Below are 22,393 nucleotides of genomic sequence, written 5' to 3'. Positions count from 1 at the left end.
AATCAGAAGCTTGGCAATTGCGGCAGCGGACGGCCGGTCCACTTCACCGAGATACGGTCGAGATCGCCCGACATCTTCATGAGGTAGATGGAGGTGTTCAGCCACTGGCGCAGCTCGAAATCCTCAAGCTTCGTCGCCATGGAATTGCCCTGCTGGAAGAAGGTGAAACCAACCTGCAGACCAGCCTCCGGGCGCTGCTTGATGATCGCTTCGCCAACCGTGGACGGCAGGGCGACAGCATCAACCTGACCGGCGAGCAATGCCTGGGCGCTGGTGGAGTCGTCTTCGTAAACGACGATTTCGAGACCTTCGACATTGGCCTTGCGCAGCGCTGTTTCCTGCGAGGAACCGCGATTGACCGAAACGCGCTTGCCCCTGAGGCTGTCGAGATTTTCGAACTTCTGGTCCTTGCCGGAGATGATGTCCATGTTGAAGGCGCTGTAGGGCTGCGTGAACATCACGGTCTTGGCGCGTTCACCGGTCGGTGCGAGCGTCGCAACTAGAAAATCGACCTTGCCGGTCTGAAGTGCCGGAATGCGGGCGGGCGGCGTCAGCGGCACCAGTTCCACCGGCAGCGACAGGTAAGAACCGATAAGATTGGCGACATCCACGTCATAACCGGAAGGATTGCCCTTCTCATCCACCATGCCCATCGGCGGCGCACCGGTGAGAACACCGATCTTGACCTTGCCGCGCGCCGTGATCTCGCTGAGCGAGACGGCATGGGCGGACGTGGTGGCAGCAAGCGAAGCGGCTGCAACACCAACGGCAACGGTCATGTTTTTCAGAAATCTTGAAATGCTCATGGTTTCTCCTCCAACCTTATAGTGGCTGTTCGACAGGAACAGCGGCCTTGCGCAAAGGACACAATGTTCTCGATAACATTCTGTCGCGATTGACTAAAAACTCCTCCCAAGGGGACGCGAAGATCAAAAACAGCCTGAATTTCCAATGAAATTCAATGTTTTCGGCTGGTTATCGATTTTCCTCTGTTCGACACCATTTCACGTTCTTGGCAGGATCAATAATGCATGTTATCGGTATCATTGCAAGTCCGATCTACAGAACTGTTTTGGTCGGCATTCATTCGGGAGGGAAACATGTACACACGCTCGGCAATTTTCGAAGGCAGGATTCACCCCGGCCGGGAGGAGGAGTTTTTCCGCATCGTCGAGGAGAAATTGCTGCCCGTCTGGAAACGCATGCCGAATGCGCAGGCCGTTCGGGTGATGCGCACCGAGCGCACCGATCCGGACGCGGCTGCGATCATCATGGTGCAGGAAATCGACTATCCTTCGATGGAAGCCGTGGAGGAAGCACTGGTCTCGCCGGTTCGGCTGGAAGGCCGGGTGCTGACGGACGAGATGATGAGCATGTGCGACGGCCGTTTTTACCATCTGGTCTATAGCCGCGTCGCATAAATCCGGTGCACGCCGCATCGATCTGCAATCATACGGCGTGCTTTCCCTTGATATCTTCGTGTATGTCTTGTCCTGAACCGGTTCGAATTTAGGGAGACATGCTTTGGTGGAGCGCACGCCCTTGGCCGCAGCGTTAGTCACGTCAAAAAAAGCAACCATGAGCGACGTCTCGAAACTCGCGGGCGTCTCCAAGATGACCGTTTCGCGGGTGCTGGCCGATCCTGCCCTGGTGTCGGAAGACACACGCCAGAAGGTGATGAAGGCGATAGAGAAGCTCGGTTATGTGCCAGACCGGATCGCCGGTTCGCTCTCTTCCCGGCGCACCAATTTCATCACCGCCATCCTGCCGACGCTCACCAACTCCAACTTCGCCGACAGCGCCCAGGGGCTCGCCAAGGCGCTGCGCGCGGCCGATTACCAGTTGCTGATCGGTTATACGATGTATGATCTGCAGGAAGAGGAGCGCGTCATCCGCACCATGATGGAGCGGCGTCCCGACGCGATTGTCGTTGCCGGCACCGTACATACCAAGATGGCGAGCGAAGTTCTGATGCGCGCCGGCATTCCGATCGTGGAAATCTGGGATGTTCCGGAACATCCGATCGACCATGCCGTTGGTTTCTCCAACTACGAAGTAGGAAGAAACGCCGCCAAATATCTGATATCGCTTGGTTTAAAGCGCATAGGCGCACTCGGCTCCCGGGCTGATGGCGCCGTGAACGACTGGCGCGGCGAAAGCCGCCTTGTCGGGTTTGCGGCGGCACTGCGCGAAGCCGGCATTCCCGACGATCTGATCATCCGGGAAGGCAGCGCGCCTGTCTCCTACGATCACGGGGCAAAGACGCTCGGCTCGTTGCTTGCGAAGGCGCCCGATGTCGAAGGCATTTTCGCGGTCTCCGATATTTCCGCCGTTGGCGCACTGATGGAATGTCATCGCCGCGGCATTCCCGTGCCGGATCAGGTGTCGATTCTCGGTTTCGGCGATTTCGATATCAGCCGCCAGTGTTACCCCGCGATTTCAACGATCCGCGTCGATGCCCAGATGATCGGCCGCAAGGCGGGCGAATTGCTGCTTTCGATATTGGAGCCGGAAAAGGATGCCGCTGTTCCCGAAGGGGCGCGGGTGGATGTCGGTTTCGAGCTGATCGTGCGGGAGACGACGAAGCGGTTGAGCCGGTGAGGCTTTAGCCCTGTTGGAACGAGCGGGTACCGCTTGTTTCTTCTCCCCGAGGGGGAGAAGTCCGCGGCAGCGGGATGAGGGGGCAAGCTCTCCGAACTCCGGCAAGGTTACCCCCTCATCCGACCCTTCGGGCCACCTTCTCCCCGGCGGGGAGAAGAAACTCGCCGAATCGCTGCGGTCCATCGAAACACGCCACCCGAGCTGGGTTTCGACCGTAAGGCTCTTATTACCTCGCACCCCAGGTATCCGTCAGCCGATACCCTTCCGGCCATGGATCCGACGGATCGAGCATATGCTGATGGATGCCGGTAACCCAGCCGCGGCCGGAGATTTCCGGCAGGATGGCCGGGCGGTCGCCGACTGTTGTGGTTCCGAGGATGCGGCCGGTGAAGGTGGAGCCGATCAGCGATACCGCCGTCAGCGTTTCGCCTTCCTTCATTTCGCCGCGCGCATGCAGAACGGCCATGCGGGCCGAAAGTGCCGTGCCGGTCGGCGAGCGGTCCACCTTGCCCGGCTGGATGGCGACGGCCGCCCCTGCCCTGAGACCTTCCGCCGTGCGTTCCACCTTGCCGGCGAAAAGGCAGAAGGAAAAATGCCGCCAGTCCGGGTTTTCGGGATGGTCGAAGCCCAAAGCCTTGTTGGCGGCATTTGTGATGCGCACACCGAGGCGGGCAATCTCATGCGCCTCTTCCGGCTTCAGGCTGAAGCCCATCGCCTCGGCATCAACGATGACGAAGCTGTCGCCACCATAGGCGGTATCTACCTTCAGCGTTCCGAGACCTTCGACCTCGAGTTCGGCGTCGAGTTTTGCGGCAAAGCTCGGCAGGTTCTGCACGAAAATGCGCTCGGCCTTGCCGTTGCGGCATTCGGCGCGCACCTTCACCAGTCCGCCGGGAGCTTCCAGCAGCATATGGGTTTCCGGTTCCTGCATCGGCACGATACCACCATCCAGAAGCACGGTGGAAACGCAGATGGAATTGGAGCCGGACATGGGCGGTGTATCTTCCGGCTCCATGATGATGAAGGCGGCATCCGCATCCGGATGTTTCGGCGGCACCAGCAGATTGACGTGACGGAACACGCCGCCGCGCGGCTCGTTGAGCACGAAGTTGCGCAGGGTCTCATCGCGGGCGATGAAACGGCTCTGTTCCCAGATCGTCTCCCCCGGCGGCGGCTTCACCCCGCCAACGATAACATCCCCCACTTCACCTTCCGCATGGGCGGAAATCACATGAACTGTCTTGATACTGCGCATTCAGTTCTCCTCAGGAAAGCCAGACAGGAAGGCGGGATACGGCACGGCCGGTCAGCGCGCTTTCAACGCAATCGGCAAGGCTGCCGAAGCGCACAGCGCGGCCGCTGAGACCAGGACCGTAATGGGCGTATTTGCCGGAATTGGTCATGAGTGCGCGCGTCTTCGTCGGGAAGACCGGCTCGGAAATCGAACACCAGCAGAGATCCGGCAGGACCTGCACGCCGCTGTCCTTCAAACTCTGCAACGTGCCGTCCTGCACAGCCGCATCGATGACCTGCTGGCCGGCGGTGACGATGACGGCGACATCCGCATGGCGTTTGCGGCCATTGAACACGGTGACAAGGGCGTGGCATTCCTCCAGCGAGGCATGCGGGCTGCCGATGGCGACAAGCTGCACCTCTTCCGGTCCCTCGTTCAGAAGCGACCAGCCGGCGGCCATATCGGCGAGCGAAATGGTGACGGTGACGGCCGTTTCGAGCGGCGCTAGTTCCGCTTCCGGCGTCACGCCCTCGATATGCAGCATGGGCGAGGCGGAGGTGGTGCCGAAGGCGGCACACAACGCCTTGAGATCGTCCCGCGACGGCTTTGCGGCCCCGAGACCACGCAGCAACGGAATACAATCCGGCGCGGCCTTGCCGGCGAGATAGCCAACGAGCGGCCAGAAGGCATCATCGATACCAGCTGGCAACGCCACATCGACGATGCGCTGCGGCCTGCGGTTTTCCTTGAGATAGACCCCCGAAAGCGGCGCCCTGCCCGTCATCGCAATGCAGAGGTCGAGAAAATCCGGGTGCTTTGCGGTGCGGGCACCGAGCACCGTATTGGCGAAGATCACCGCATTCGATTCGGCCCAGCCGATCGATTCACCGGCACTTGGGGCACTGTCCAGCAGGTAAGGCGAACAGGTGAAGGTGGGGCGACAGCCCATGCGCACATAGGCATCCGCCAGCCTTGCGGCCGGATCGCCGAAATCCTCCGGCACGCCCTGCGCCCGCCAGTGCGCCTTGTCCACCGAAATGGCGTTCATGGTGGTCGGTACCCGCACCTTGCCACCCATGTCAGCCATTTTTTCGGCAAAGGTGAGGTTGGCGGGGCTGGCATAGATACAGCCATCGATATGGCCCTGCGTCACATCGACAAGCGCCGAAGCGCCCTGCTGCGCGGCCATGGCGACGATGATGCGCATGGCCTGCCGCACGGCGATGCCGTCTCGCCCCTCGAGCATTGCCCCATCGTCGTCCTTCAGGTCGAGATGGGCCGTCGCCGGCGGCGCGATGGCAAGCGAGATACCGTCAGCCTCAATGGTGTTCTCATTGATGCTGACATGCGCAGCACGCGAGAAGCGGGCGAAATTATCCGCATCCAGACGGACAACCGGCAGAGCCTTGTCGAACATTTCCGCCGCGACGAGGGCGCCGAGTGTCAGAACGTCTTCAGCCTCGCAGAAAACCAGCGCCGAGGGCGCACGGCCGGTGAGGATGAGATCGAGCAGCACGCCGGAACCGGTGCAGGAACCGCGGCTGGTCGGCATGAACAGCACACCGCCGGTGAGACAGGCGCCATGCAGCGGGTGATGCACGCAGATCACCTTGCCGGTGGCGGGATCGACCCCGCCCCAGAAGCTCAGCGCCTCGGTCGTGGCGATAACCTTGCCTTCGGCGGCGCCAGCCAGAATGCTGCGCGCCTCGGGAGCGGTGATTGGCGAAACGGCAGAAGACATCGAAAATCTCCCTAAAGCATTTCCGTCAAAATTGCGTAGCGGTTTTACGCCCGGAAAATGCGTGAAAAAAAGAGCTAGAGAATTTTTGCGTTTTGGGGAAAAGCCAAAACTCTCTAGAAACGTTGCGGCGAAAATGCCCTTGTATCGATGGCGGGTTTTTGCCCCGTCAGAAGATCAGCGACGATGCGGGCCGTGCCCGCCGATTGCGTCAGCCCCAGATGCCCGTGGCCGAAAGCATAAACCACCCGTGCCGTGTGCCGCGCTTCGCCGATGGCCGGCAGGCTGTCCGGCAGCGACGGGCGAAAGCCCATCCACTGCTTGCCGCCTTCTGTTTTCAGGCCCGGCAGGAAGCTCTTCGCCTTGGTCAAAAGCGCCTCCGAACGGGCGAAATTGGCCGGAAGCTCCAGCCCGCCGAGTTCCACAGCACCGCCAACGCGGATACCGGAGGAAAGGCGGGTAACGACGAAACCATGGCCGCCGAAGGTGACCTGCGTGCGCAGATCGAAAGCACCCGAAGGCAGGGTGGTATTATAACCCCGTTCCGTTTCCAGCGGAATTTTTTCACCAAGCGAGCGGGCGATGCGGTGCGAGAAAGCCCCGGCCGCCAGCACCACCTTACCGGCCTTGCGGGTGCGGCCATCATGGCTCACCACCTCGACGCCGTCTTCCAGCGGCCGGAGCGAGGCGACATCAAGGCATTCGATGCGACCGCCAATGGTGCGGAAATGGTCGGCCAGCGCCAGCGTGTAAAGCTTGGGATCGGCAATGGAATACCAGCCGGGCGTAAACGTGCCACAGGTAAAACGCGGCGCGATGCCGGGCTGTATCTCGGCCATCTGTTCGGCGTTCAGATGCCGGAACTCGATGCCATGGCGTTCGCGCGCCTTCCAGCCGGGAAGCGAGGTTTCGAATTCCGCCTCGCTTTCATAGACTTGGAGGTTGCCCTCCTTGCGCAGCATGGCAATGGTGTCCGTCTTTCTGAGAAACGGCTCCAGCTCTGCTTTGGAAAGATCCATCAGCGCCGTCTGGGCGGCCGTGGAATGCTCGACTTTCGATGCCGCGCAGGCCCGCCAGAAGCGGAACATCCACGGCGCGATCTTCAGCGCATAGGCCGGCGGCACGCTGAGCGGACCGAGCGGATCGATGAGCCATTTCGGCGCCTTCCAGAGAATGCCCGGCGATGCGAGCGGCAGGATATCGGTGAAGGCGAAGGCGCCGGCATTGCCGGCCGAAGCGCCCGCCGCCGGTCCCTCGCGATCGATGACGGTGACCGAAAGACCACGGCCCTGCGCGGCAATTGCCGCCGAGAGGCCGACGACGCCGGCCCCTATGACGATGACATCATTGGCTGGCATTACCGCACGCTCGCCAGGAACTTCTGGGTTTCAGCATGCTGCGGTGCGCCGAACAGCTGGTCGGGCGTACCGATTTCCGCCATCACGCCCTGATGGAAGAAGGCGACGCGGTTCGAGACATCGCGGGCGAAGGCCATTTCATGGGTGACGCAGATCATCGTCATGCCCTCATCCGCCAGCATCTTCAGCGTATCGAGCACTTCGCCCACCAGCATCGGGTCGAGCGCTGACGTGACTTCGTCGAACAGCATATATTCCGGCGACATGGCGAGCGCGCGGGCAATCGCCATGCGCTGCTGCTGGCCGCCCGACATGCGGTTGGGATAGACCTTCAGCTTTTCGGCAAGGCCCACATGGGTCAGCTGCTTGACGGCGATTTCCTCGGCCTGTTCCTTGGAAATACCGAGCACCTTGCGCGGCGCCAGCATGACGTTTTCAAGCACCGTCAGATGCGGGAAGGCGTTCCATTGCTGGAAGACGATGCCGACCTTGCGGCGCAGCTTGTTGAGGTCGGTCGATTTGGCATGCACTTCCGTGCCGTCGATGACGATCTTGCCGCTGTCGATCGGCTCGAGGCCGTTGATGCAGGTCAGCAGGGTCGACTTGCCGGAACCCGAACCGCCGATGATGGTGACGACCTCGCCCTTGTTGACGGTGAGGTTGATCCCTTTCAGAACCTCCAGCGGGCCGAAGGATTTGCGGACGTTTTCGATCTCAATCATTGGGGGACCACCGTCTTTCGAGATACCCGCCGAAACGGGCGATGGGGAAGCTGATAAGGAAGTAGATGGCGCCGCAGATCATCAGGATGGTCAGCGGTTCCTGCAGGCGGGTAACGAGAATCTGCGAGGCGCGCAGAAGCTCGATGAGGCCAAGCCACAGCACCAGTGCCGAATCCTTCATGACACCGAGCGTCAGCCCGATCCAGGAAGGCAGCGACACACGGGTAGCAAGCGGCAGCACGATGTAGCGCATGTCCTGCGACCACGTCATGCCGAGCGAGCGGCAGGCGCGGCGCGTATTGGACGGTACGGCGTCGATGCCGCCGCGCACGATCTCGGTGCAATAGGCGGCCGTATAAAGCGACAGCACCACGCAGGAGGTGGTAAATGGCGGCCAGCCGAGCTTGGCGATCGACTGGAAGGCGTTGCCGAGAACCAGCTGGATGAGCAGCGGCACGGAGCGGAAAATATCCAGAACGAAGGTCAGCGGCAGCGACCAGTAAGGGCCGAACTGGAAACGGATGATACCGAAGATGATTCCCATGAGGGTGCCCGCCGTGACGGCGACGGCGGTGACGGCAAGCGTCATGCCGGCACCCTTGGCCAGGAAGGCGAGATCACTCCAGGTGAGAGCGGTTTCAAACATGGCTCACCTCTCTCAGTAACGGAACAGACGCCAGGCCAGCATTCTGGCGGCGAGCGTGACGATTTTGGCGATCACGTAATAGATGACCGCGGCGAGCGCGAAGAATTCAAAGGTGCGGAACGAGCGCGCATTGAGCGCCTGCGTGACGCCGGCCAGATCCGTATTCATGCCGACCGTGACACCGAGCGAGGTCATGAGGATCGCCCAGACCATCTGGTTGGTGGCCGGCAGGAAAGCCACGCGCAGCATCTGCGGCAGGATGATCAGCCGGAAGGTCTGCATCGAGGTCATGCCAAGCGAACGGCCCGACCGCGTCTGCGTATCCGGGATTGCTTTCAGCGCACCTCGGAAGTTCTCGGCCAGATAACCGGCATTGTTAAACGCGATACCGACCAGAAGCGCGGTATAGGGGCTGAGGTGGATGCCGAAATTACCAAGCCCGAAATGGGCCATGTAAATCTGGAAAAGTGCCGGCGTGTTGCGGGCAACCTCCACCCAGACGGAGGCCAAAGCGCCGAGAACGCGGTTACCGGAGAGCCGGAACAGCGTCAGCAGGATGGCGAAGGTAAGACCGATCACCATCGACAAAAGGGCGATCTGCAGCGTTACCACCGCACCGTCCAGAAGCTGCGGCAAAGCCTTCAGCGCCTGATTCCAGTGGAATGTATAGTTGAACATTAAGCGTCCCGCCTTTTCAGAAACGATCAACGGCGCGATCATTTCGACCGCGCCGTTTACGAAAAGTCCTGATCAGCGATAAACGCCGTTGACGGTGAGCGATGGAACCTCGCCGCCAACCCATTTTTCGTAGAGTTCGGCGTAACGGCCGGTACGAACCTGCTGGTTGATGAAGAGGTTCAGGTAGTTGATGAGACCGTATTCGTCACGGTTGGTGAAGAGCGCGACATAGTCGATGTCGTAAGGCGCCTTGCCGACCACCGAGATGCCGGTGAACTTGCCGCCCTTGACGTTGGACTGCGCAACCGTGGAAGTGGAAACGGTGGCGTCGATCTGGCCCTGGCTCAGAGCGAGGAAGACATCGGCCTGCGTCTGGTAAGGACGGAACTCGCCGGTTCCCCATTCCTTGACCGACTTTTCGAGCGCGATGGCTTCGAACGTGCCGGCGGTTGCGCCAACCGTCTTGCCCTTCATGTCCTCGAAGGACTTGATGCCCGACTTGTCATTGGCGGTAACGGCCATTTCGAAGGCGAAATAAGGCACGGTCATGCCGACCGTCTTGGCGCGCTCCAGCGTATCGGAGGTCGACGCAACGCCGACATCAACGCGGCCCGACATAAGGGCGGGAATGCGCTCGGGGAAAGGCGTTTCGACGATTTCAGCCGTGACGCCGAGCGCCTTGGCGAGATCGTTGCAATAATCGACGTCGAAGCCAACAGGGTTGTTTGCGTCGTCACGCGAACCCATGGGCGGGAAATCGAGCACGACGGCGCAGCGCAGCGTACCGGCGGAAATGATGTCGTCAAGTTTGTCGGCCTTGGCCGGCGTGATAACGGAAGTGGTGGCCAGAAGGCCGGCGATGATGACCGATTTTTTCATTCTTTATTTGCTCCCACAATTGGTCTGCCTTTGAAGGCCCGGTCACTATTTCCCTATGGGGCCGATAAATCAACATAAAAATACAACTAGTATACAAAAAGAATTTTGCAGCTGCGAATAATCGGGATTTGCCGCATGGGTGGTTGTGTGGGGGCGTGAAGAAAAGACTCTTTTCAGCCCAAGGACTTGAGCCGACGCGAATGCCGCGGGCCGCCCGGGAATGCGAGGGAAGAGGAAACCGTCACAAAAACAGAAAACTCTGTATCTTCGATGCCGATTTACGCTTTCATGGCGCTTCACCGAAAAGACGAGTTGCAATAGACCCGCCTTTGTATACTTTATGTATTCAAGATGTGCGAGCAGATATCGGAGGATCATGATGAGCGACGCCACCACCCTGACCATTGATGCGCTTTCAAAGCGGGTTGAAGAAATTTTCCGCAAAGCGGGGCTGAATGACGTGCAGTCGGGAGCGCTTGCCCGCGTCATCACCGCCGGCGAGCGCGACGCCTGCAAATCGCACGGCATCTACCGCATCGAGGGCGCGCTGCGCACCGTCAAGGCCGGCAAGGTGAAGCCTGACGCGATCCCTGATGTGGCCGAAGATGACGGCACGGCGATCGTGAAGGTCAACGCCAATGGCGGCTTTGCCAACCCAGCTTTCGAACTGGGCCTGCCGGTTCTGGTGGAGCGGGCGAAACGTTCGGGCATCGCCGCACTCGTCATCAATGACTGCACGCATTTCTCGGCGCTCTGGCCGGAAATCGAGGGGCTGACCGAGAACGGCCTTGCCGGGCTGGTGATGTGCCCCAGCTATTCCGCCGTTGCCCCCACTGGCGGCAGCAAACCGCTTCTCGGCACCAACCCCTTCGCTTTCGGCTGGCCGCGCAAGGATACATCACCCTATGTCTTCGATTTCGCCACTTCTGTTGCGGCGCGCGGCGAAATCGAACTGCACCGTCGCGCAGGCAAATCCCTGCCGGAAGGATGGGCGCTGGACGCTGAAGGCAGGCCGACGACCGACCCGGAAGCCGCGCTTGCCGGTTCCATGCTGCCTTTCGGCGGGCACAAGGGATCGGCAATCGGCACCATGATCGAACTTCTCGCCGGTATCATGATCGGCGACCTGACCAGCCCCGAAGCCCTCGACTTTCTCGGCAGCACGGCGCTCGCCCCCACACACGGCGAGCTGATTGTCGCCTTCTCTCCCGAAGCCTTCGCCAGGGGCCGCCCCGGCGACCCGTTCCAGCGCGCGGAAGTGCTGTTCGACGCCATCATCGGCCAGGGCGCCCGCCTGCCCTCCGGCCGCCGCTTCGTCGCACGCGCCAAGTCCGAAAGCGAGGGTATCACGCTGACCGCAGCAGAAATGGCCGGGCTCGACCGATTGCTGGAGAAGGGGCTGGACGCGGTCTCCTGACCGCGTTGGGGAGCGATATACGAAAGGCCGAGGGCCTGACGTGATGGCGAAGACCGCAAACCTCTCCTCCGTCATGCTCGGGCCCGTCCCGAGCATCTGCAACCGATTGATTTGACTATACGTTGGCAGATCCTCGGGACAGGCCCGAGGATGACGTCGAAGCCGGGGAACGATCAAACCTCATAACATGCAAAAAAGGCCCGCATTTGCGGGCCTTTTGTTTTCACGTCAGCGACTGCTCAGGCAGCCTTACAGGTCTGAACGGCACCGGGAAGCTTGCTCCAGTCGGCATACCAGCTGTTGAACAGCTTGAACTGCGCCTCGACATAACCGCGCTGGCTGTCCGTCAGGGCGTCGGTTTCGTTGAAATGCAGCGTGTATTCCTTGTCGCCCTTCAGCACCATCATGTGCTTGAAATACAGAACCAGATCCGGACCTTCATCAAAGGAGGAGAGAACGGCAAGCGCCTGCTCCAGCTCCAGCGCGCGGGTGCGGGCATCCGCATCACCCTTGGCAGCGGCCTGCGACAGCTTGCACAGGTGAATCACTTCCTTCGGCAGAACATTGCCGATGCCGGTGATGGCGCCGGTTGCACCGCAGTTGACGAAGCCGTGGAAAACGGCGGTATCGACGCCGATCATCAGGGTCACTTCATCATCACGGCTGGTGATGTTTTCAGCTGCGTAACGCATATCAGCCGGACCGCCGAACTCCTTGAAGCCGATCAGGTTCTTGTGTTCGGCACGCAACGCGAAGAAGAGATCTGCGCGGGTGGCAAAACCGTAATAGGGGCTGTTGTAGATAACCGCCGGAATTTCAGGAGCGGCCGAGAGAATGGCCTTGAAGTGCGCCTTCTGGGCCGCGATGACCGAACCGCGAGACAGGACGCGGGGAATGACCATCAGGCCCTTGGCACCAACCTTCTGGGCGTGCGCGGCATGCGCCACGGCGGACGCCGTATTGACCGCACCGGTGCCGACGATAACGGGGATGCCGGCCTTGACCAGGCGCTCCACGCCTTCCATGCGCTGCTCATCGGTGAGAAGCGGCCAGTCGCCCATGGAACCGCAATAAACGACGGCCGACATGCCATCGGCAATCAATTCCTTGCCCTTGCGCACAAGCGCATCAAAATCAGGGGTGCGATCTTCCTTGCAGGGGGTCATCAAGGCGGGAATCACGCCGGAAAAAATGCTGGCCGTCATTATTAGCTCCTAAGGCACATGGTTCTCAGGAATGGACGCAGCGATGCGCCACCCTTTCAACAAGGACATTACTATCTTGTATTTTATTTGTCGACAAGAAATCGACAAGCTACAGATTTATTTCCAACCGCTCATTTCGCACCAGCAATTTCTGCACCTGCTGCACGATCTGTTCCGCATGTTCACGCGCCAGTTTTTCGGAAAGGGCGATATCCCGCGCGGCGATGGCGGCGATCATTGCGTCATGGTCATGGACGAAACGCTTCGGCAGACGGTCCTCATAGGACTGGTAATAAAGTCTCAGAATGCGCCGCCCCTCATCCAGCAGGCGCTTGAACAGGCTGGTGAAATAGGGGTTTCGGCCTGCCTCGGCGATGGAAAGATGAAGTGCGGCGTTGGTGGAAATCATTGCCAGCGCATTCTGCTCTTCCACCGCAATGGCAAATTCCGCATTGTGGGCACGGATTCCCGCAAGATCCTCGGGGCGGTGATATTGCGCCGCAAGCTGGGTGGTGACCCGGTACATCAGCACCAGCGCATCGAAATAGGTGTGCATGTTGAGGAAATCGATATTCGACACCATGGTCGAGCGGTTCGGCAACGTATCGATCAGCCCCTCACCCGAAAGCCGCACCAGCGCCTCGCGTATGGGCGTGCGCGACATCTTGAACCGTTCGGCAAGTTGCACCTCGTCAATGGGGCTTCCCGGCGGCAGGACCAGATCGAGAATCTCGTCGCGCAGCAGATCATAGACCATCTTCACGCCGGAGCCGCGCTTGCGCTCGGCAGAAGCAATTATTTCCGTCATAGCCAAATCCTTCTTGTCGACATAAAGAGTACTATTATCTTTTTTCGTTATCAACGACGCGTTGCAGCCCCGCCTCCCCGAATGGCGGAATAATTGTTCAAAAACAACAAAAAGCCGTCGCGAAAATTACCCGCGACGGCTTTTAATTGTTCGGTTTGTGGCGTGTACGCTGTTTATAAAATGTCGCCGCTTAGTTTATCGGGGAACGGGGAGCACGCCGCCTGTTTCTTCTCCCCGTTCGGGGAGAAGGTCGCGGCAGCGGGATGAGGGGGCAAGGGTAGAGATATTCGGCAACGTTGCCCCCTCATCCGACCCTTCGGGCCACCTTCTCCCCGGCGGGGAGAAGAAACGAGCCGCACCCTCGTACTCCCCCGTAACTCCCTGTCGCTGTAGCTGCGCCTCAGTTCCGCAGGCCGGTGGCCACGACAGAGATCTTGAAAGCCCCGTCCAGCGTCGGATCGAAAGAAGCGCCCATCACCACATCCGTCTCCTCGCTGACAGCCTCGCGCACCAGCGTCATCGCCTCATCGATCTCATAAAGCGTCAGATCGTTGCCACCGGAGATGGCCACAAGCGCACCGCGCGCTTCTTTCAGCGACGGTTCGCCGAGCAGCGGGTTGGCGATGGCGGCGGCCGCCGCTTCGGAGGCGCGCTTTTCACCCTTGGCCTGCGCCGTGCCCATAAGCGCCCGGCCGCCATTTTTCATGACGTAGCGCACATCGGCGAAATCGAGATTGACGAGACCCTCGCGCAGAATGAGATCGGTGACGCAACGCACGCCGAGCGACAGGACCTTGTCGGCCGTCTTCAGCGCATTCTCGAAGGTGGTGCCAGCGTCGGCAATGCGCAACAGGTTCTGGTTGGGAATGACGATGACGGTATCGGCGGTATTGAGCAGGTTGGCAAAGCCGTATTCGGCAGCCCGCATGCGGCGCGCACCTTCAAAGCTGAAGGGAAGCGTAACAACGCCAACGGTGAGGATGTTCTTTGCCCGGCAGGCTTCCGCAATTACCGGGGCCGCACCCGTGCCGGTGCCGCCGCCCATGCCGGCGGTGATGAAACACATGTCGTAACCGCTCAAGTGATCCATGATCTCATCGAGTGAATCGATCGCCGCCTGCCGACCGACCTCCGGATCGGCCCCTGCACCAAGTCCACCGGTCAGCTCGGAACTGAGCTGCACCATCCGCGGTGCATTGGTTTTCTTCAGCGCCTGCGCGTCCGTATTGGCGGCGATGAAATCGACCCCGCTAATGCCCTCGGAGATCATGTTGTTGATCGCATTTCCGCCACCGCCACCAACGCCGACGACAGCGATATTGGGAGTGTTGCGGGCAATCGAAGCGCGCGGAGACTGGGTCATCGTGTTATTCTCTTTCTAAACTCATAGTGTCCCGCGCCGTTTTGGCCGCGGCACGCGAATGATCGGCGGCGTTCCGGCACTTCCTTCCTGGCGCACGAAGGAGGCTTTAACGCGTTGAATTGCATATAAGCTATCGGCCGATTGCGGCCAAAAGACTTGTGCTCCAGCGGCGAAAGATGCGCTACGGCAACGTTCTCCCACCCTTCCCCCGGATGAAAACCAAACCGAATCAACTGCTTCGCTATTGAATTGTGATAGCCGAAAAGGCACGCCGTTTACACTCCATTCACTATGTTTATCTCAGTTTGGAACGAGTTGTGCCGACAAGTGTTTGCTTGCCGACCGCGCTTGGCGCACAGAATGGAGGCAGGCATATGTTGGCAGACGTCTTGCAAAGCGAACCGGGTTTCCGCATGGAACAGCCGCGGGTGCTGATCGTCGAAGATGAGTTCCTCATCGCCATGGACATAGAGGATTCCATTCTCCAGGCGGATGAAGAGGCAGATGTCATCGGCATCGCCAACCGGCTGGATGAGGCCGTTGCGCTCGGCAGCCGCGCCGACATCGCCTTCGTCGACGTCAACCTTGCCGATGGCCAGACTGGCCCGGAGATCGGCCGCCGTCTTTCCCAGGATCATGGCGTGGTGGTGATTTTCATGACGGCAAACCCGGAAGTGGTCGTCAATCTGGGCATTGGCGCCGGAGTGATTGCCAAGCCCGTGCCGCAGGACGCAGTGGGACAATGCCTGTCCTACGCGCTTGCCAAACGGGCCGGCACGCATGCGGTGACACCCATCGGCATGATGGCTTTCGACTGAGGCACTTCCTTAAAATTAAGCTGACCTGAAGATAAGGCTGAAAACAGAAAAGCCTGCCGCGGGAGGAGGTGCGGCAGGCTTCTGAAAAGATGAACAGCGATATGGGAGGAGGAAACCGCTGTCCCTGGGGCAATCCTTGGGAGGAGGAGTAGGATCGCCCGCATTACAAAAAGGATGTGGGAGGAGGTACATCCGTTTCGATGATTTGAAGATAGCATTTTCCTGCGCATTTCACAGGCATAAGCTTGCAGTACAGATATGCATTTGGTGCATGACGAATTTCACGCTATGGGATATCGATGCCACAGCTTCACGTCTTGTCGCATCGTCTGCAAAAACCGCAGACTGCCTATTTCACGCAGCCGGGCAAAACTTCGTTACAAGCGCCAAAAGGTGACGAAGAAATTGAATGATGCGCCAAAACAAAAACGCCCGCGAAGCGGGCGTTTGGGCATTAAGACACGACAATAATCGTCTTGATTATTTGCCGATTGCGGCGCGGGCAACGCTGGTGATCTGGCTGCGGTCGAGACCGAGATCGTGCAGTTCACGGGTGCTCATGCGGCCCAGTTCGTTGATGGTCTGACGATATTTGCGCCAATTGTTAAAGCTGCGTGCTACGTTCATGACATGACCCTTTCTTGAGGTTTAGGTGACGTCAGCAACGTTTTCGTTCCGGCGTCCTTTGATGCCCTCTATATGCGCTTTCTCATGCCCAATGAACAGGCAGAATAAGGCAATACACCCATGCGCCAGACGCAAGGGTACCTCGTGACGGTTTGCAACGAAAAAGAAACGTGACTGAAATTCAGCCGGTTCGCGAGGCTTTACCCGGCGCTGTCATCTCAAAACTTGTAGCGGACACCGAATACATTGGCGTTTGTAGCGCCCTTCATATTGCCCAAAGTTTTGCCACCGCCGGAACGGTGGTGAAGGCGCCAGAAGAATTCCGTCGATGAATCCTCGCTGAAGGAGACATTGATTTCCGGCCCGAGATAAAACAGGACATTGGCATTGCCGTCGTCCTTGATTTCCTGCTCGCGCTCACGGCCCGGCTGCGCATCCGTGACAAGGCTGAGACCGGCGGTGAAGCTCGGCGTGATGAACAGCCGCTCCCCAAGCCTGATCTGCTCATAACGGGCGACCGGGCCCGCCCAGACCTCGCCAGTGAAGCCTTTGCCAAATCTGGCGGCAATGCCGATCTCGCCGCCCAGTTTTACATTGCCGATACTGTAGGGATAAAACTGGTAGCCGCCGCCGATAGTGGCGTTTCTTTCATATTCCACTGGAATGAGCGCAGCACTTTTCAGCATGTCTTCTTTCGTCATGGCGCCAGCGAAACCGAATATCGCCTCGCTCGTCTCCGAAGTCATATCCTCAGAGGCGAAAGATGATGTCGCAGCCAGTGCGATCATGGCCGTCAAAGACAGACGTGCTGCAATATTCATTATGCTACTCCTGAACAAAGCCCGCTTTTACCCAGCCGTCCTCATAGGCATATTCCCGGAAGGCGAACATACCGTTACCGAACACAATTAATTCAACTTGTCCGGAAGCGGTCGAAAAACGGCGGGTTTCGCTCACCTCAGCGCAGGAAACGCCGGAAGCGGCGAAGCGCAAAGACGAAGAGCGCTGAGCCGATAGCCAGCAGCGCCAGCAGTTGCGGCCACACCACATCCAGCCCGGCGCCCCTGAAAAGCACCGATTGCGCCAGGATGACGAAATGAGTGTTGGGTGCGAGAAGCATGAGATACTGGATGATATCAGGCATGCTTTCACGTGGCGTCATGGCGCCGGAAAGCACCTGCAACGGCAGCAGGAACAGGATCAGCAACATGCCGAACTGCGGCATGGACCCGGCAACCGTTGCGAGGAATATGCCCATCGACGTCATGGCGAAGAGCTGCAGGGCGGTTCCAAGCAGAAAGAGCAAGAGCGAGCCTTCTATGGGAATGGCAAGCAGACCCCGGACAACAACGAAGAGGGAAAATGCCGAAGCCACCAGCACGACAAGGCCCATGGACCAGACCTTGCTAAGCATGATCTCCAGCGGCGTGACCGGCATGACCAGCAGATGCTCCACCGTGCCATGCTCACGCTCGCGAATGAGCGCCGCCCCGGTCAGCACGATCGACAGCATGGTGATGGCGGTGATGATGTTGTTGATCGAGCCGAACCAGGATTTGTCCAGTTCCGGGTTGAAGCGAGAGCGCAGTGTCAGATCTACCGGCACCGAAGTCACACCGCGATAGCGGTTGATATATTCCTGAACTTCGCTCGTCACGATGGTCTGAACATAACCGCCGCCGCTGAAAGCCTGACTCATGCGGGTGGCGTCGATATTGAGCTGGATGGCGGGCTGTTGCCCGGCCATCAGCCGGCGCTGGAAATCCGGTGGAATATTGAGGGCGAAAGTATCGAGCCCGGCATCCATGCGCTTGTCCATTTCCGCAATCGAAATCTGCTTCGGCGGCGCAAAATAGGGCGGATAAAACGCCGTACTGATGCGCCCGGAAAGCGGCGACTGATCCTCATCGACAATGGCGATGGCGGCATTGTTGAGTGTTTCCGGCAATGCGCTGGAGCCGGTATAGATCTGCAGCGTGAAAGCGTAGACAATCAGGAGCAGCAGCATGCCATCACGCGCAAGCCCGCGCAGTTCCTTGATGCCGAGCTGGAAGATGTTGGACGAAAACAACCTCATGACGCCTGTTTCCTCAAAAGAGCGGCACCGGCGATGAGCAGCAGCGGAATGGCGATGATGAGCGGCAGGAACGAGCCGGAAAGCCCGGCGAAATCCAGTCCCTTGGAGAAGGTGCCGCGCGAAATGGTCATGAAATAGGTGGCGGGATAGATATTGCCGATGACGGCCCCCGCCCCCTGCAGCGACGAAACGGGATCGATCATGCCCGAATATTGCGTGGCCGGAATAAGCGTCAACAGGGCCGTGCCGAAGATCGCCGCGATCTGGCTCTTCATGAAAGACGACATGACGAGGCCGATGGATGTGGCGATGATGACGAAGAGCAGCGCTCCCGTTGCGTAAGCGAGATAACTTCCCGTGAAGGGTACCTGAAAGATGAAGATGGCGAATGCCGTCAACAGCAGGAAATTGAGCATGCCGAGAGCGACATAGGGAAGCTGCTTGCCGATCAGGAACTCCAGCCGCGTGGTCGGCGTCACGTAAAGATTGACGATGGAGCCAAGCTCCTTTTCCCGGACGACGCTGAGCGCCGCCAACATGGCGGGGATGAGCATCAGCAACAGCGGAATAACCGCCGGCACCATGGCGACGAGGCTCTTGACGTCTGGATTATAACGATACCGCGTCTCGATGCTGAATGTGCTTTGCGTGGCGGCGCTGCCGTAAATCTCGGCGGCCTTGCGCGCCAGCCATGTCTGGTGCATGCCCTGCACGTAACCACGCACCGTCTCGGCCCGCTGCGGCATGGCACCGTCGATCCATGCGCCGACCTCCACCGTCTTTCCGCGCAAGACATCGCGGCCGAAACCGGGCGGGATTTCAATGGCAAGGCTGAGTTCGCCGTCACGCATGCGCCTGTCCATATCGGCATAATCGCGGATCGGTTCTTTCTCGATGAAATAACGCGAGCCGGCTATGTCGAGCACGTAATCGCGGCTGATGGTGGAATCGTCACGGTCCAACACCGCGAAGGTCAGATCCTCGACATCGAGATTGATACCATATCCGATCACGAACATCAGGATGACGCTGCCAAGCACCGCCAGCGTGCCGCGAATGGGGTCTCGCTGCAGTTCCAGCGCCTCGCGCCGCGTATAGCTGAACATGCGCCTGACATCGAAAAACCGTTTGCGGGCGGGCGCTGCATGCGGCGTCGCGGGCACGGCCGCTGCCGAAGCAGGAACGGCGGCGGCCTGCGTCTTCTTTACACCGGACGCATCTTCGAGATAGGCGACAAAGGCCTCTTCGAGCGTTGCGGCATTGCGACTTCTGGTGATCGCGTCTGGCGTATCGCTGAACAGCACCTTGCCGGCATGCATCAGCGAAATCCGGTCGCAGCGCTCCGCTTCGTTCATGAAATGGGTGGAGATGAAGATGGTGACATTATCGTTACGCGAGAGATCGGCGAGGATTTGCCAGAAGCCGTCCCGCGCCACCGGATCGACACCCGAGGTCGGCTCATCAAGGATGAGAATATCAGGCGAATGGATCATCGCCACCGCCAGCGACAGCCTTTGGCGGATGCCGAGCGGCAGGTCGTCAGGCATGGTTTCCATAACGGCGCCGAGATCGAAACGCTCCGCCATCTCGGCGATACGCGGCTGAATGGTTTCTTCCGGCAGCTTGAACAGCCGCGCGTGCAGATCGAGGTTCTGGCGCACCGTCAGCTCGGAATAGAGCGAGAACGCCTGGCTCATGTAACCGACGCGGTGGCGGATCGCCATGTCACTGGCATCCACCTTGTGCCCGAAGAGCTTCGCTTCGCCTTCGCTGGCGGCCAGAAGCCCGGTCAGCATCTTCATGGTCGTGGATTTTCCGCAACCATTCGAGCCGAGAAAGCCGAAAATCTCGCCGCGCGGAATTTTGAAGCTGACATTGTCGACGGCGGTGAAATCACCGAAGCGCATGCTGAGATGCGACGCCTCAATGGCATAGTCACCATCATCCGTCACCTTGCGTGGCGCGATATGCACCTCGTGATAATCCTTGCGCTTTTCTTCCGGAAGAAGCGCGATGAAGGCGGCATCGAGATTGGCGGTCGAAGTGCGTTCGAGAAGTTCGGCGGGTGAACCGGTGGCGAGGATTTTGCCGCCATCCATGGCGACCAGCCAGTCGAAACCGGCGGCTTCTTCCATATAGGCCGTGGCGACGATCACACTCATGCCCGGACGCCCGGCGCGGATGGAATCGATCAGTTCCCAGAACTGCCGGCGCGACAGCGGGTCGACGCCCGTGGTCGGTTCATCGAGAATGAGCAGGTCCGGATCGTGGATGAGGGCACAGCAAAGCCCGAGCTTCTGCTTCATGCCGCCGGAAAGTTTCATTGCGGGGCGGTCGGCGAATGGCTCGAGGCCGGTGCTCTTGAGTAATTCGGCAATACGCGCCTGCCGCTCCCTGCCGCCCTGCCCGAACAGCCTGCCGAAAAAGTCGATATTCTCGAAGACGGACAGGGTGGGATAAAGATTCTTGCCAAGACCCTGCGGCATATAGGCGATACGCGGGCAGGTATCCTCGCGGTGGCGTGGATCGGACATATCGCCGCCCAGAACCTCCACTTTGCCCTTCTGGATGGCGCGCGCACCGGAGACGAGCGACAGCAGGCTGGATTTGCCGACGCCATCAGGCCCGATCAGGCCAATCATCCGGCCGGCGGGGATCTCCACCGATATATCGGCCAGCGCTACCGTGCTGCCAAAAGTCAGCCGCACATCGGTCAATCGCGCGACCGGTGCGTTCTTGTCGTTCGTTTGGGGAGACGCGACCACGGCGGCCACCGTCACTTGACGAGATTGCGTTCGAGGTTTCCAGGCCAGGCCGCCTGCGGATCAAGCCGGACATAGGCCATGCCGGGCAGACCGGTTTTGACATATTGAATATATTTCTGCAGCAGTTCCTGCGGAATTTGCGCCCGCACCCGGAACGTCAGTTTCTGGCGCTCTTCTTCGGTCTCAACCGTTTTGGGAGTGAATTGCGCGACATCGGCGACGAAGGAAACCTTGGCGGGAATGGTGTATTGCGGCGCTGCGTCGAGGATCAGGCGGACATCGGAGCCCATGGAAGTGCGGCCGGCCTCGGCCGTCGGCAGGAAGAACGTCATATAGACGTCGCCGAGATCGACGAGATTGAGAACGCGGCCGCCGGCGGAAAGCACCTCTCCGGGCTGGGCGATGCGATATTGCACGCGGCCGTCGCGCGGCGATTTCAGCGTCGCATCTTCTATATCCGTTTCAATGCTCTCTATATCGGCCTGCGCAGCATCGACAGCCGCTTCAGCATCAACGATCTGTGCCTTGGCGGCGCTGATTGCAGCATCCGAAGCAGCGAGAGAGGCCTGCGCCGAGGCAAGTGTGGCGCGGGCGGATTGCTCGGCGGCTTCGCTGTCGTCAACGATCTGCTGGGAGACGGCGTTGCCGGTCAGCAGCTGTTTTGAGCGCGTATAGGTCTTGGATGCGGAATCGAGTTGGGCCTTGCGCTGTTCCACCACCGCCTGAGCGGAGGTTTTTTCCGCTTCACGCTGGGCAACGAGGCTGTTGGCTGTATCGATCGCAATTTTCGCACGGCGAAGCTGCGCTTCCGCCTGACGTTTCTTGGCTTCCAGCTGGGCTGTGTCCATCTGCGCAAGCACTTGCCCGGCCTTCACGAAGTCGCCCTCGCGCGCCATGATATCCTGAAGGCGGCCGGCGGTTTTCGTGGAAATGTCAATCTCGACAGCCTCGATCCGGCCGTTACTGGCCACAAATCCGGCGGGCAGTCCCTCCCCCTTCAGTTTTGACCAGGAGAAATAGGCGACACCGGCAATAACCAGAACCACCAGACCAATGAGCAAGCCTTTTTTAGACATCCGTCTTCCCCATGAACCCTTCAGGTTTCAACCGTAATACGTAAAAACCGAAGATGCCAGCCACCATCGCGTTTAGAATTTGCACCCGGCATTTCTTCTGTTTGAGGAAATGGGCCGGGTCATGCGGCTGTTTAAGTGAGGGTGCGCTTCGTGGCTTTGACACAAGTCAAGTGCATGAAAGGTTTCGGGCAAGGCCCTGAACCGGTTGACGATGGCAGGCGACAACGATTGCAAAGGCATATGAAACGGCCTCGTTTGGCAAGGCCGCGTCATCCGCACTCGTCACCCCGGACTTGATCCGGGGTCTGGCGCGATCAAGTCCTTGATCGCACGCGGCCCTCCTCTCACGGCGCAGACGCGCCGTGGCTGGATGCCGGATCA

The 22,393-nt window shown here is 59.5% G+C and carries 20 protein-coding genes; 4 read left to right on the top strand and 16 right to left on the bottom strand.

All coding sequences use genetic code 11. The annotated features are described in order from the left end of the window. Positions 1–2 precede the first annotated feature (2 nt). Complete coding sequence (locus ACQZ5F_RS21695) at positions 3–806, bottom strand: transporter substrate-binding domain-containing protein (RefSeq protein ID WP_225338176.1); 804 nt, start codon at positions 804–806, stop codon at positions 3–5. Between the two features lie 294 nt (positions 807–1,100). Here ACQZ5F_RS21695 and ACQZ5F_RS21690 point away from each other — a divergent pair, with 294 nt between their 5' ends. Next, complete coding sequence (locus ACQZ5F_RS21690) at positions 1,101–1,421, top strand: hypothetical protein (RefSeq protein WP_046801224.1); 321 nt, start codon at positions 1,101–1,103, stop codon at positions 1,419–1,421. Positions 1,422–1,578: 157 nt separating this feature from the next. Further along, positions 1,579–2,601: a LacI family DNA-binding transcriptional regulator gene (locus ACQZ5F_RS21685; protein WP_052820450.1), complete on the top strand. Its 1,023-nt coding sequence runs from the start codon at positions 1,579–1,581 to the stop codon at positions 2,599–2,601. A gap of 226 nt (positions 2,602–2,827) precedes the next feature. On the opposite strand, the gene ACQZ5F_RS21680 is transcribed toward ACQZ5F_RS21685, so the two are convergent. The 7 genes from ACQZ5F_RS21680 to ACQZ5F_RS21650 form a co-directional block, all read right to left on the bottom strand. Continuing rightward, positions 2,828–3,856 carry a trans-3-hydroxy-L-proline dehydratase gene (locus ACQZ5F_RS21680; RefSeq protein WP_225338175.1) on the bottom strand — a complete coding sequence of 343 codons (1,029 nt, stop codon included), beginning with the start codon at positions 3,854–3,856 and terminating at the stop codon, positions 2,828–2,830. 10 nt (positions 3,857–3,866) lie between these two features. Next, complete coding sequence (lhpI, locus tag ACQZ5F_RS21675; protein ID WP_448730952.1) at positions 3,867–5,576, bottom strand: cis-3-hydroxy-L-proline dehydratase; 1,710 nt, start codon at positions 5,574–5,576, stop codon at positions 3,867–3,869. A gap of 113 nt (positions 5,577–5,689) precedes the next feature. After that, positions 5,690–6,931, bottom strand: coding sequence for an NAD(P)/FAD-dependent oxidoreductase (locus tag ACQZ5F_RS21670; RefSeq protein ID WP_448730951.1), 1,242 nt, complete (start codon positions 6,929–6,931; stop codon positions 5,690–5,692). After that, positions 6,931–7,653 (bottom strand): amino acid ABC transporter ATP-binding protein, encoded by a 723-nt coding sequence (locus tag ACQZ5F_RS21665; protein WP_020811659.1) that lies wholly within the window; start codon positions 7,651–7,653, stop codon positions 6,931–6,933. The genes ACQZ5F_RS21670 and ACQZ5F_RS21665 overlap by 1 nt, the downstream gene beginning before the upstream one ends. Continuing rightward, positions 7,646–8,299 (bottom strand): amino acid ABC transporter permease, encoded by a 654-nt coding sequence (locus ACQZ5F_RS21660; RefSeq protein WP_065116851.1) that lies wholly within the window; start codon positions 8,297–8,299, stop codon positions 7,646–7,648. Before ACQZ5F_RS21660 ends, ACQZ5F_RS21665 begins: the two co-directional genes overlap by 8 nt. Positions 8,300–8,311: 12 nt before the next feature. Beyond that, positions 8,312–8,977 (bottom strand): amino acid ABC transporter permease, encoded by a 666-nt coding sequence (locus tag ACQZ5F_RS21655; RefSeq protein ID WP_046801218.1) that lies wholly within the window; start codon positions 8,975–8,977, stop codon positions 8,312–8,314. A gap of 72 nt (positions 8,978–9,049) precedes the next feature. After that, positions 9,050–9,856, bottom strand: coding sequence for an ABC transporter substrate-binding protein (locus ACQZ5F_RS21650; RefSeq protein WP_225245519.1), 807 nt, complete (start codon positions 9,854–9,856; stop codon positions 9,050–9,052). Positions 9,857–10,235: 379 nt separating this feature from the next. Between ACQZ5F_RS21650 and ACQZ5F_RS21645 the strand changes: the two genes are divergently transcribed. Beyond that, the gene (locus ACQZ5F_RS21645; RefSeq protein ID WP_225338172.1) at positions 10,236–11,273 is read left to right on the top strand and encodes an Ldh family oxidoreductase; all 1,038 of its coding nucleotides are present in this window, start codon (positions 10,236–10,238) and stop codon (positions 11,271–11,273) included. A gap of 239 nt (positions 11,274–11,512) precedes the next feature. Here the strand turns inward: ACQZ5F_RS21645 and ACQZ5F_RS21640 are convergent, their stop codons facing one another. The 3 genes from ACQZ5F_RS21640 to ftsZ form a co-directional block, all read right to left on the bottom strand. Then, a complete protein-coding gene (locus ACQZ5F_RS21640; protein WP_046801215.1) occupies positions 11,513–12,478 on the bottom strand; it encodes a dihydrodipicolinate synthase family protein in 966 nt (321 codons plus the stop codon). Between the two features lie 109 nt (positions 12,479–12,587). Next, positions 12,588–13,286, bottom strand: coding sequence for a GntR family transcriptional regulator (locus ACQZ5F_RS21635; RefSeq protein ID WP_225338171.1), 699 nt, complete (start codon positions 13,284–13,286; stop codon positions 12,588–12,590). Positions 13,287–13,686: 400 nt separating this feature from the next. Continuing rightward, entirely contained in the window at positions 13,687–14,649 is a 963-nt protein-coding gene (ftsZ, locus tag ACQZ5F_RS21630; protein WP_046801213.1) for a cell division protein FtsZ, read from the bottom strand. Between the two features lie 374 nt (positions 14,650–15,023). Between ftsZ and ACQZ5F_RS21625 the strand changes: the two genes are divergently transcribed. Then, on the top strand, positions 15,024–15,467 hold the full coding sequence (locus ACQZ5F_RS21625) for a response regulator (RefSeq protein WP_046801212.1): 444 nt from the start codon (positions 15,024–15,026) through the stop codon (positions 15,465–15,467). Positions 15,468–15,947: 480 nt separating this feature from the next. Here ACQZ5F_RS21625 and ACQZ5F_RS21620 read toward each other — a convergent pair whose 3' ends face one another. The 5 genes from ACQZ5F_RS21620 to ACQZ5F_RS21600 form a co-directional block, all read right to left on the bottom strand. Beyond that, positions 15,948–16,094, bottom strand: coding sequence for a DUF1127 domain-containing protein (locus ACQZ5F_RS21620; RefSeq protein ID WP_080843067.1), 147 nt, complete (start codon positions 16,092–16,094; stop codon positions 15,948–15,950). A 218-nt stretch (positions 16,095–16,312) separates the two neighbouring features. Further along, the gene (locus tag ACQZ5F_RS21615) at positions 16,313–16,915 is read right to left on the bottom strand and encodes a hypothetical protein (protein WP_448730950.1); all 603 of its coding nucleotides are present in this window, start codon (positions 16,913–16,915) and stop codon (positions 16,313–16,315) included. A 137-nt stretch (positions 16,916–17,052) separates the two neighbouring features. Beyond that, positions 17,053–18,171 carry an ABC transporter permease gene (locus ACQZ5F_RS21610; protein WP_052820446.1) on the bottom strand — a complete coding sequence of 373 codons (1,119 nt, stop codon included), beginning with the start codon at positions 18,169–18,171 and terminating at the stop codon, positions 17,053–17,055. Continuing rightward, positions 18,168–20,951: a ribosome-associated ATPase/putative transporter RbbA gene (rbbA, locus tag ACQZ5F_RS21605; protein ID WP_448730949.1), complete on the bottom strand. Its 2,784-nt coding sequence runs from the start codon at positions 20,949–20,951 to the stop codon at positions 18,168–18,170. Before rbbA ends, ACQZ5F_RS21610 begins: the two co-directional genes overlap by 4 nt. Beyond that, a complete protein-coding gene (locus ACQZ5F_RS21600; protein WP_225338169.1) occupies positions 20,948–22,012 on the bottom strand; it encodes an HlyD family secretion protein in 1,065 nt (354 codons plus the stop codon). Before ACQZ5F_RS21600 ends, rbbA begins: the two co-directional genes overlap by 4 nt. Positions 22,013–22,393: the final 381 nt, after the last annotated feature.

This window comes from Agrobacterium sp. 22-210-1 (assembly GCF_053522525.1).
Note: the sequence above shows the minus strand (reverse complement) of the source record. Positions and strands in the feature narration are given on the sequence as shown.

Coding starts and splice junctions, on each gene's coding strand:
- ACQZ5F_RS21695 (WP_225338176.1), bottom strand. CDS start 806: ATGAGCATTTCAAGATTTCTGAAAAACATGACCGTTGCCGTTGGTGTT.
- ACQZ5F_RS21690 (WP_046801224.1), top strand. CDS start 1,101: ATGTACACACGCTCGGCAATTTTCGAAGGCAGGATTCACCCCGGCCGG.
- ACQZ5F_RS21685 (WP_052820450.1), top strand. CDS start 1,579: ATGAGCGACGTCTCGAAACTCGCGGGCGTCTCCAAGATGACCGTTTCG.
- ACQZ5F_RS21680 (WP_225338175.1), bottom strand. CDS start 3,856: ATGCGCAGTATCAAGACAGTTCATGTGATTTCCGCCCATGCGGAAGGT.
- lhpI (WP_448730952.1), bottom strand. CDS start 5,576: ATGTCTTCTGCCGTTTCGCCAATCACCGCTCCCGAGGCGCGCAGCATT.
- ACQZ5F_RS21670 (WP_448730951.1), bottom strand. CDS start 6,931: ATGCCAGCCAATGATGTCATCGTCATAGGGGCCGGCGTCGTCGGCCTC.
- ACQZ5F_RS21665 (WP_020811659.1), bottom strand. CDS start 7,653: ATGATTGAGATCGAAAACGTCCGCAAATCCTTCGGCCCGCTGGAGGTT.
- ACQZ5F_RS21660 (WP_065116851.1), bottom strand. CDS start 8,299: ATGTTTGAAACCGCTCTCACCTGGAGTGATCTCGCCTTCCTGGCCAAG.
- ACQZ5F_RS21655 (WP_046801218.1), bottom strand. CDS start 8,977: ATGTTCAACTATACATTCCACTGGAATCAGGCGCTGAAGGCTTTGCCG.
- ACQZ5F_RS21650 (WP_225245519.1), bottom strand. CDS start 9,856: ATGAAAAAATCGGTCATCATCGCCGGCCTTCTGGCCACCACTTCCGTT.
- ACQZ5F_RS21645 (WP_225338172.1), top strand. CDS start 10,236: ATGAGCGACGCCACCACCCTGACCATTGATGCGCTTTCAAAGCGGGTT.
- ACQZ5F_RS21640 (WP_046801215.1), bottom strand. CDS start 12,478: ATGACGGCCAGCATTTTTTCCGGCGTGATTCCCGCCTTGATGACCCCC.
- ACQZ5F_RS21635 (WP_225338171.1), bottom strand. CDS start 13,286: ATGACGGAAATAATTGCTTCTGCCGAGCGCAAGCGCGGCTCCGGCGTG.
- ftsZ (WP_046801213.1), bottom strand. CDS start 14,649: ATGACCCAGTCTCCGCGCGCTTCGATTGCCCGCAACACTCCCAATATC.
- ACQZ5F_RS21625 (WP_046801212.1), top strand. CDS start 15,024: ATGTTGGCAGACGTCTTGCAAAGCGAACCGGGTTTCCGCATGGAACAG.
- ACQZ5F_RS21620 (WP_080843067.1), bottom strand. CDS start 16,094: ATGAACGTAGCACGCAGCTTTAACAATTGGCGCAAATATCGTCAGACC.
- ACQZ5F_RS21615 (WP_448730950.1), bottom strand. CDS start 16,915: ATGAATATTGCAGCACGTCTGTCTTTGACGGCCATGATCGCACTGGCT.
- ACQZ5F_RS21610 (WP_052820446.1), bottom strand. CDS start 18,171: ATGAGGTTGTTTTCGTCCAACATCTTCCAGCTCGGCATCAAGGAACTG.
- ACQZ5F_RS21600 (WP_225338169.1), bottom strand. CDS start 22,012: ATGTCTAAAAAAGGCTTGCTCATTGGTCTGGTGGTTCTGGTTATTGCC.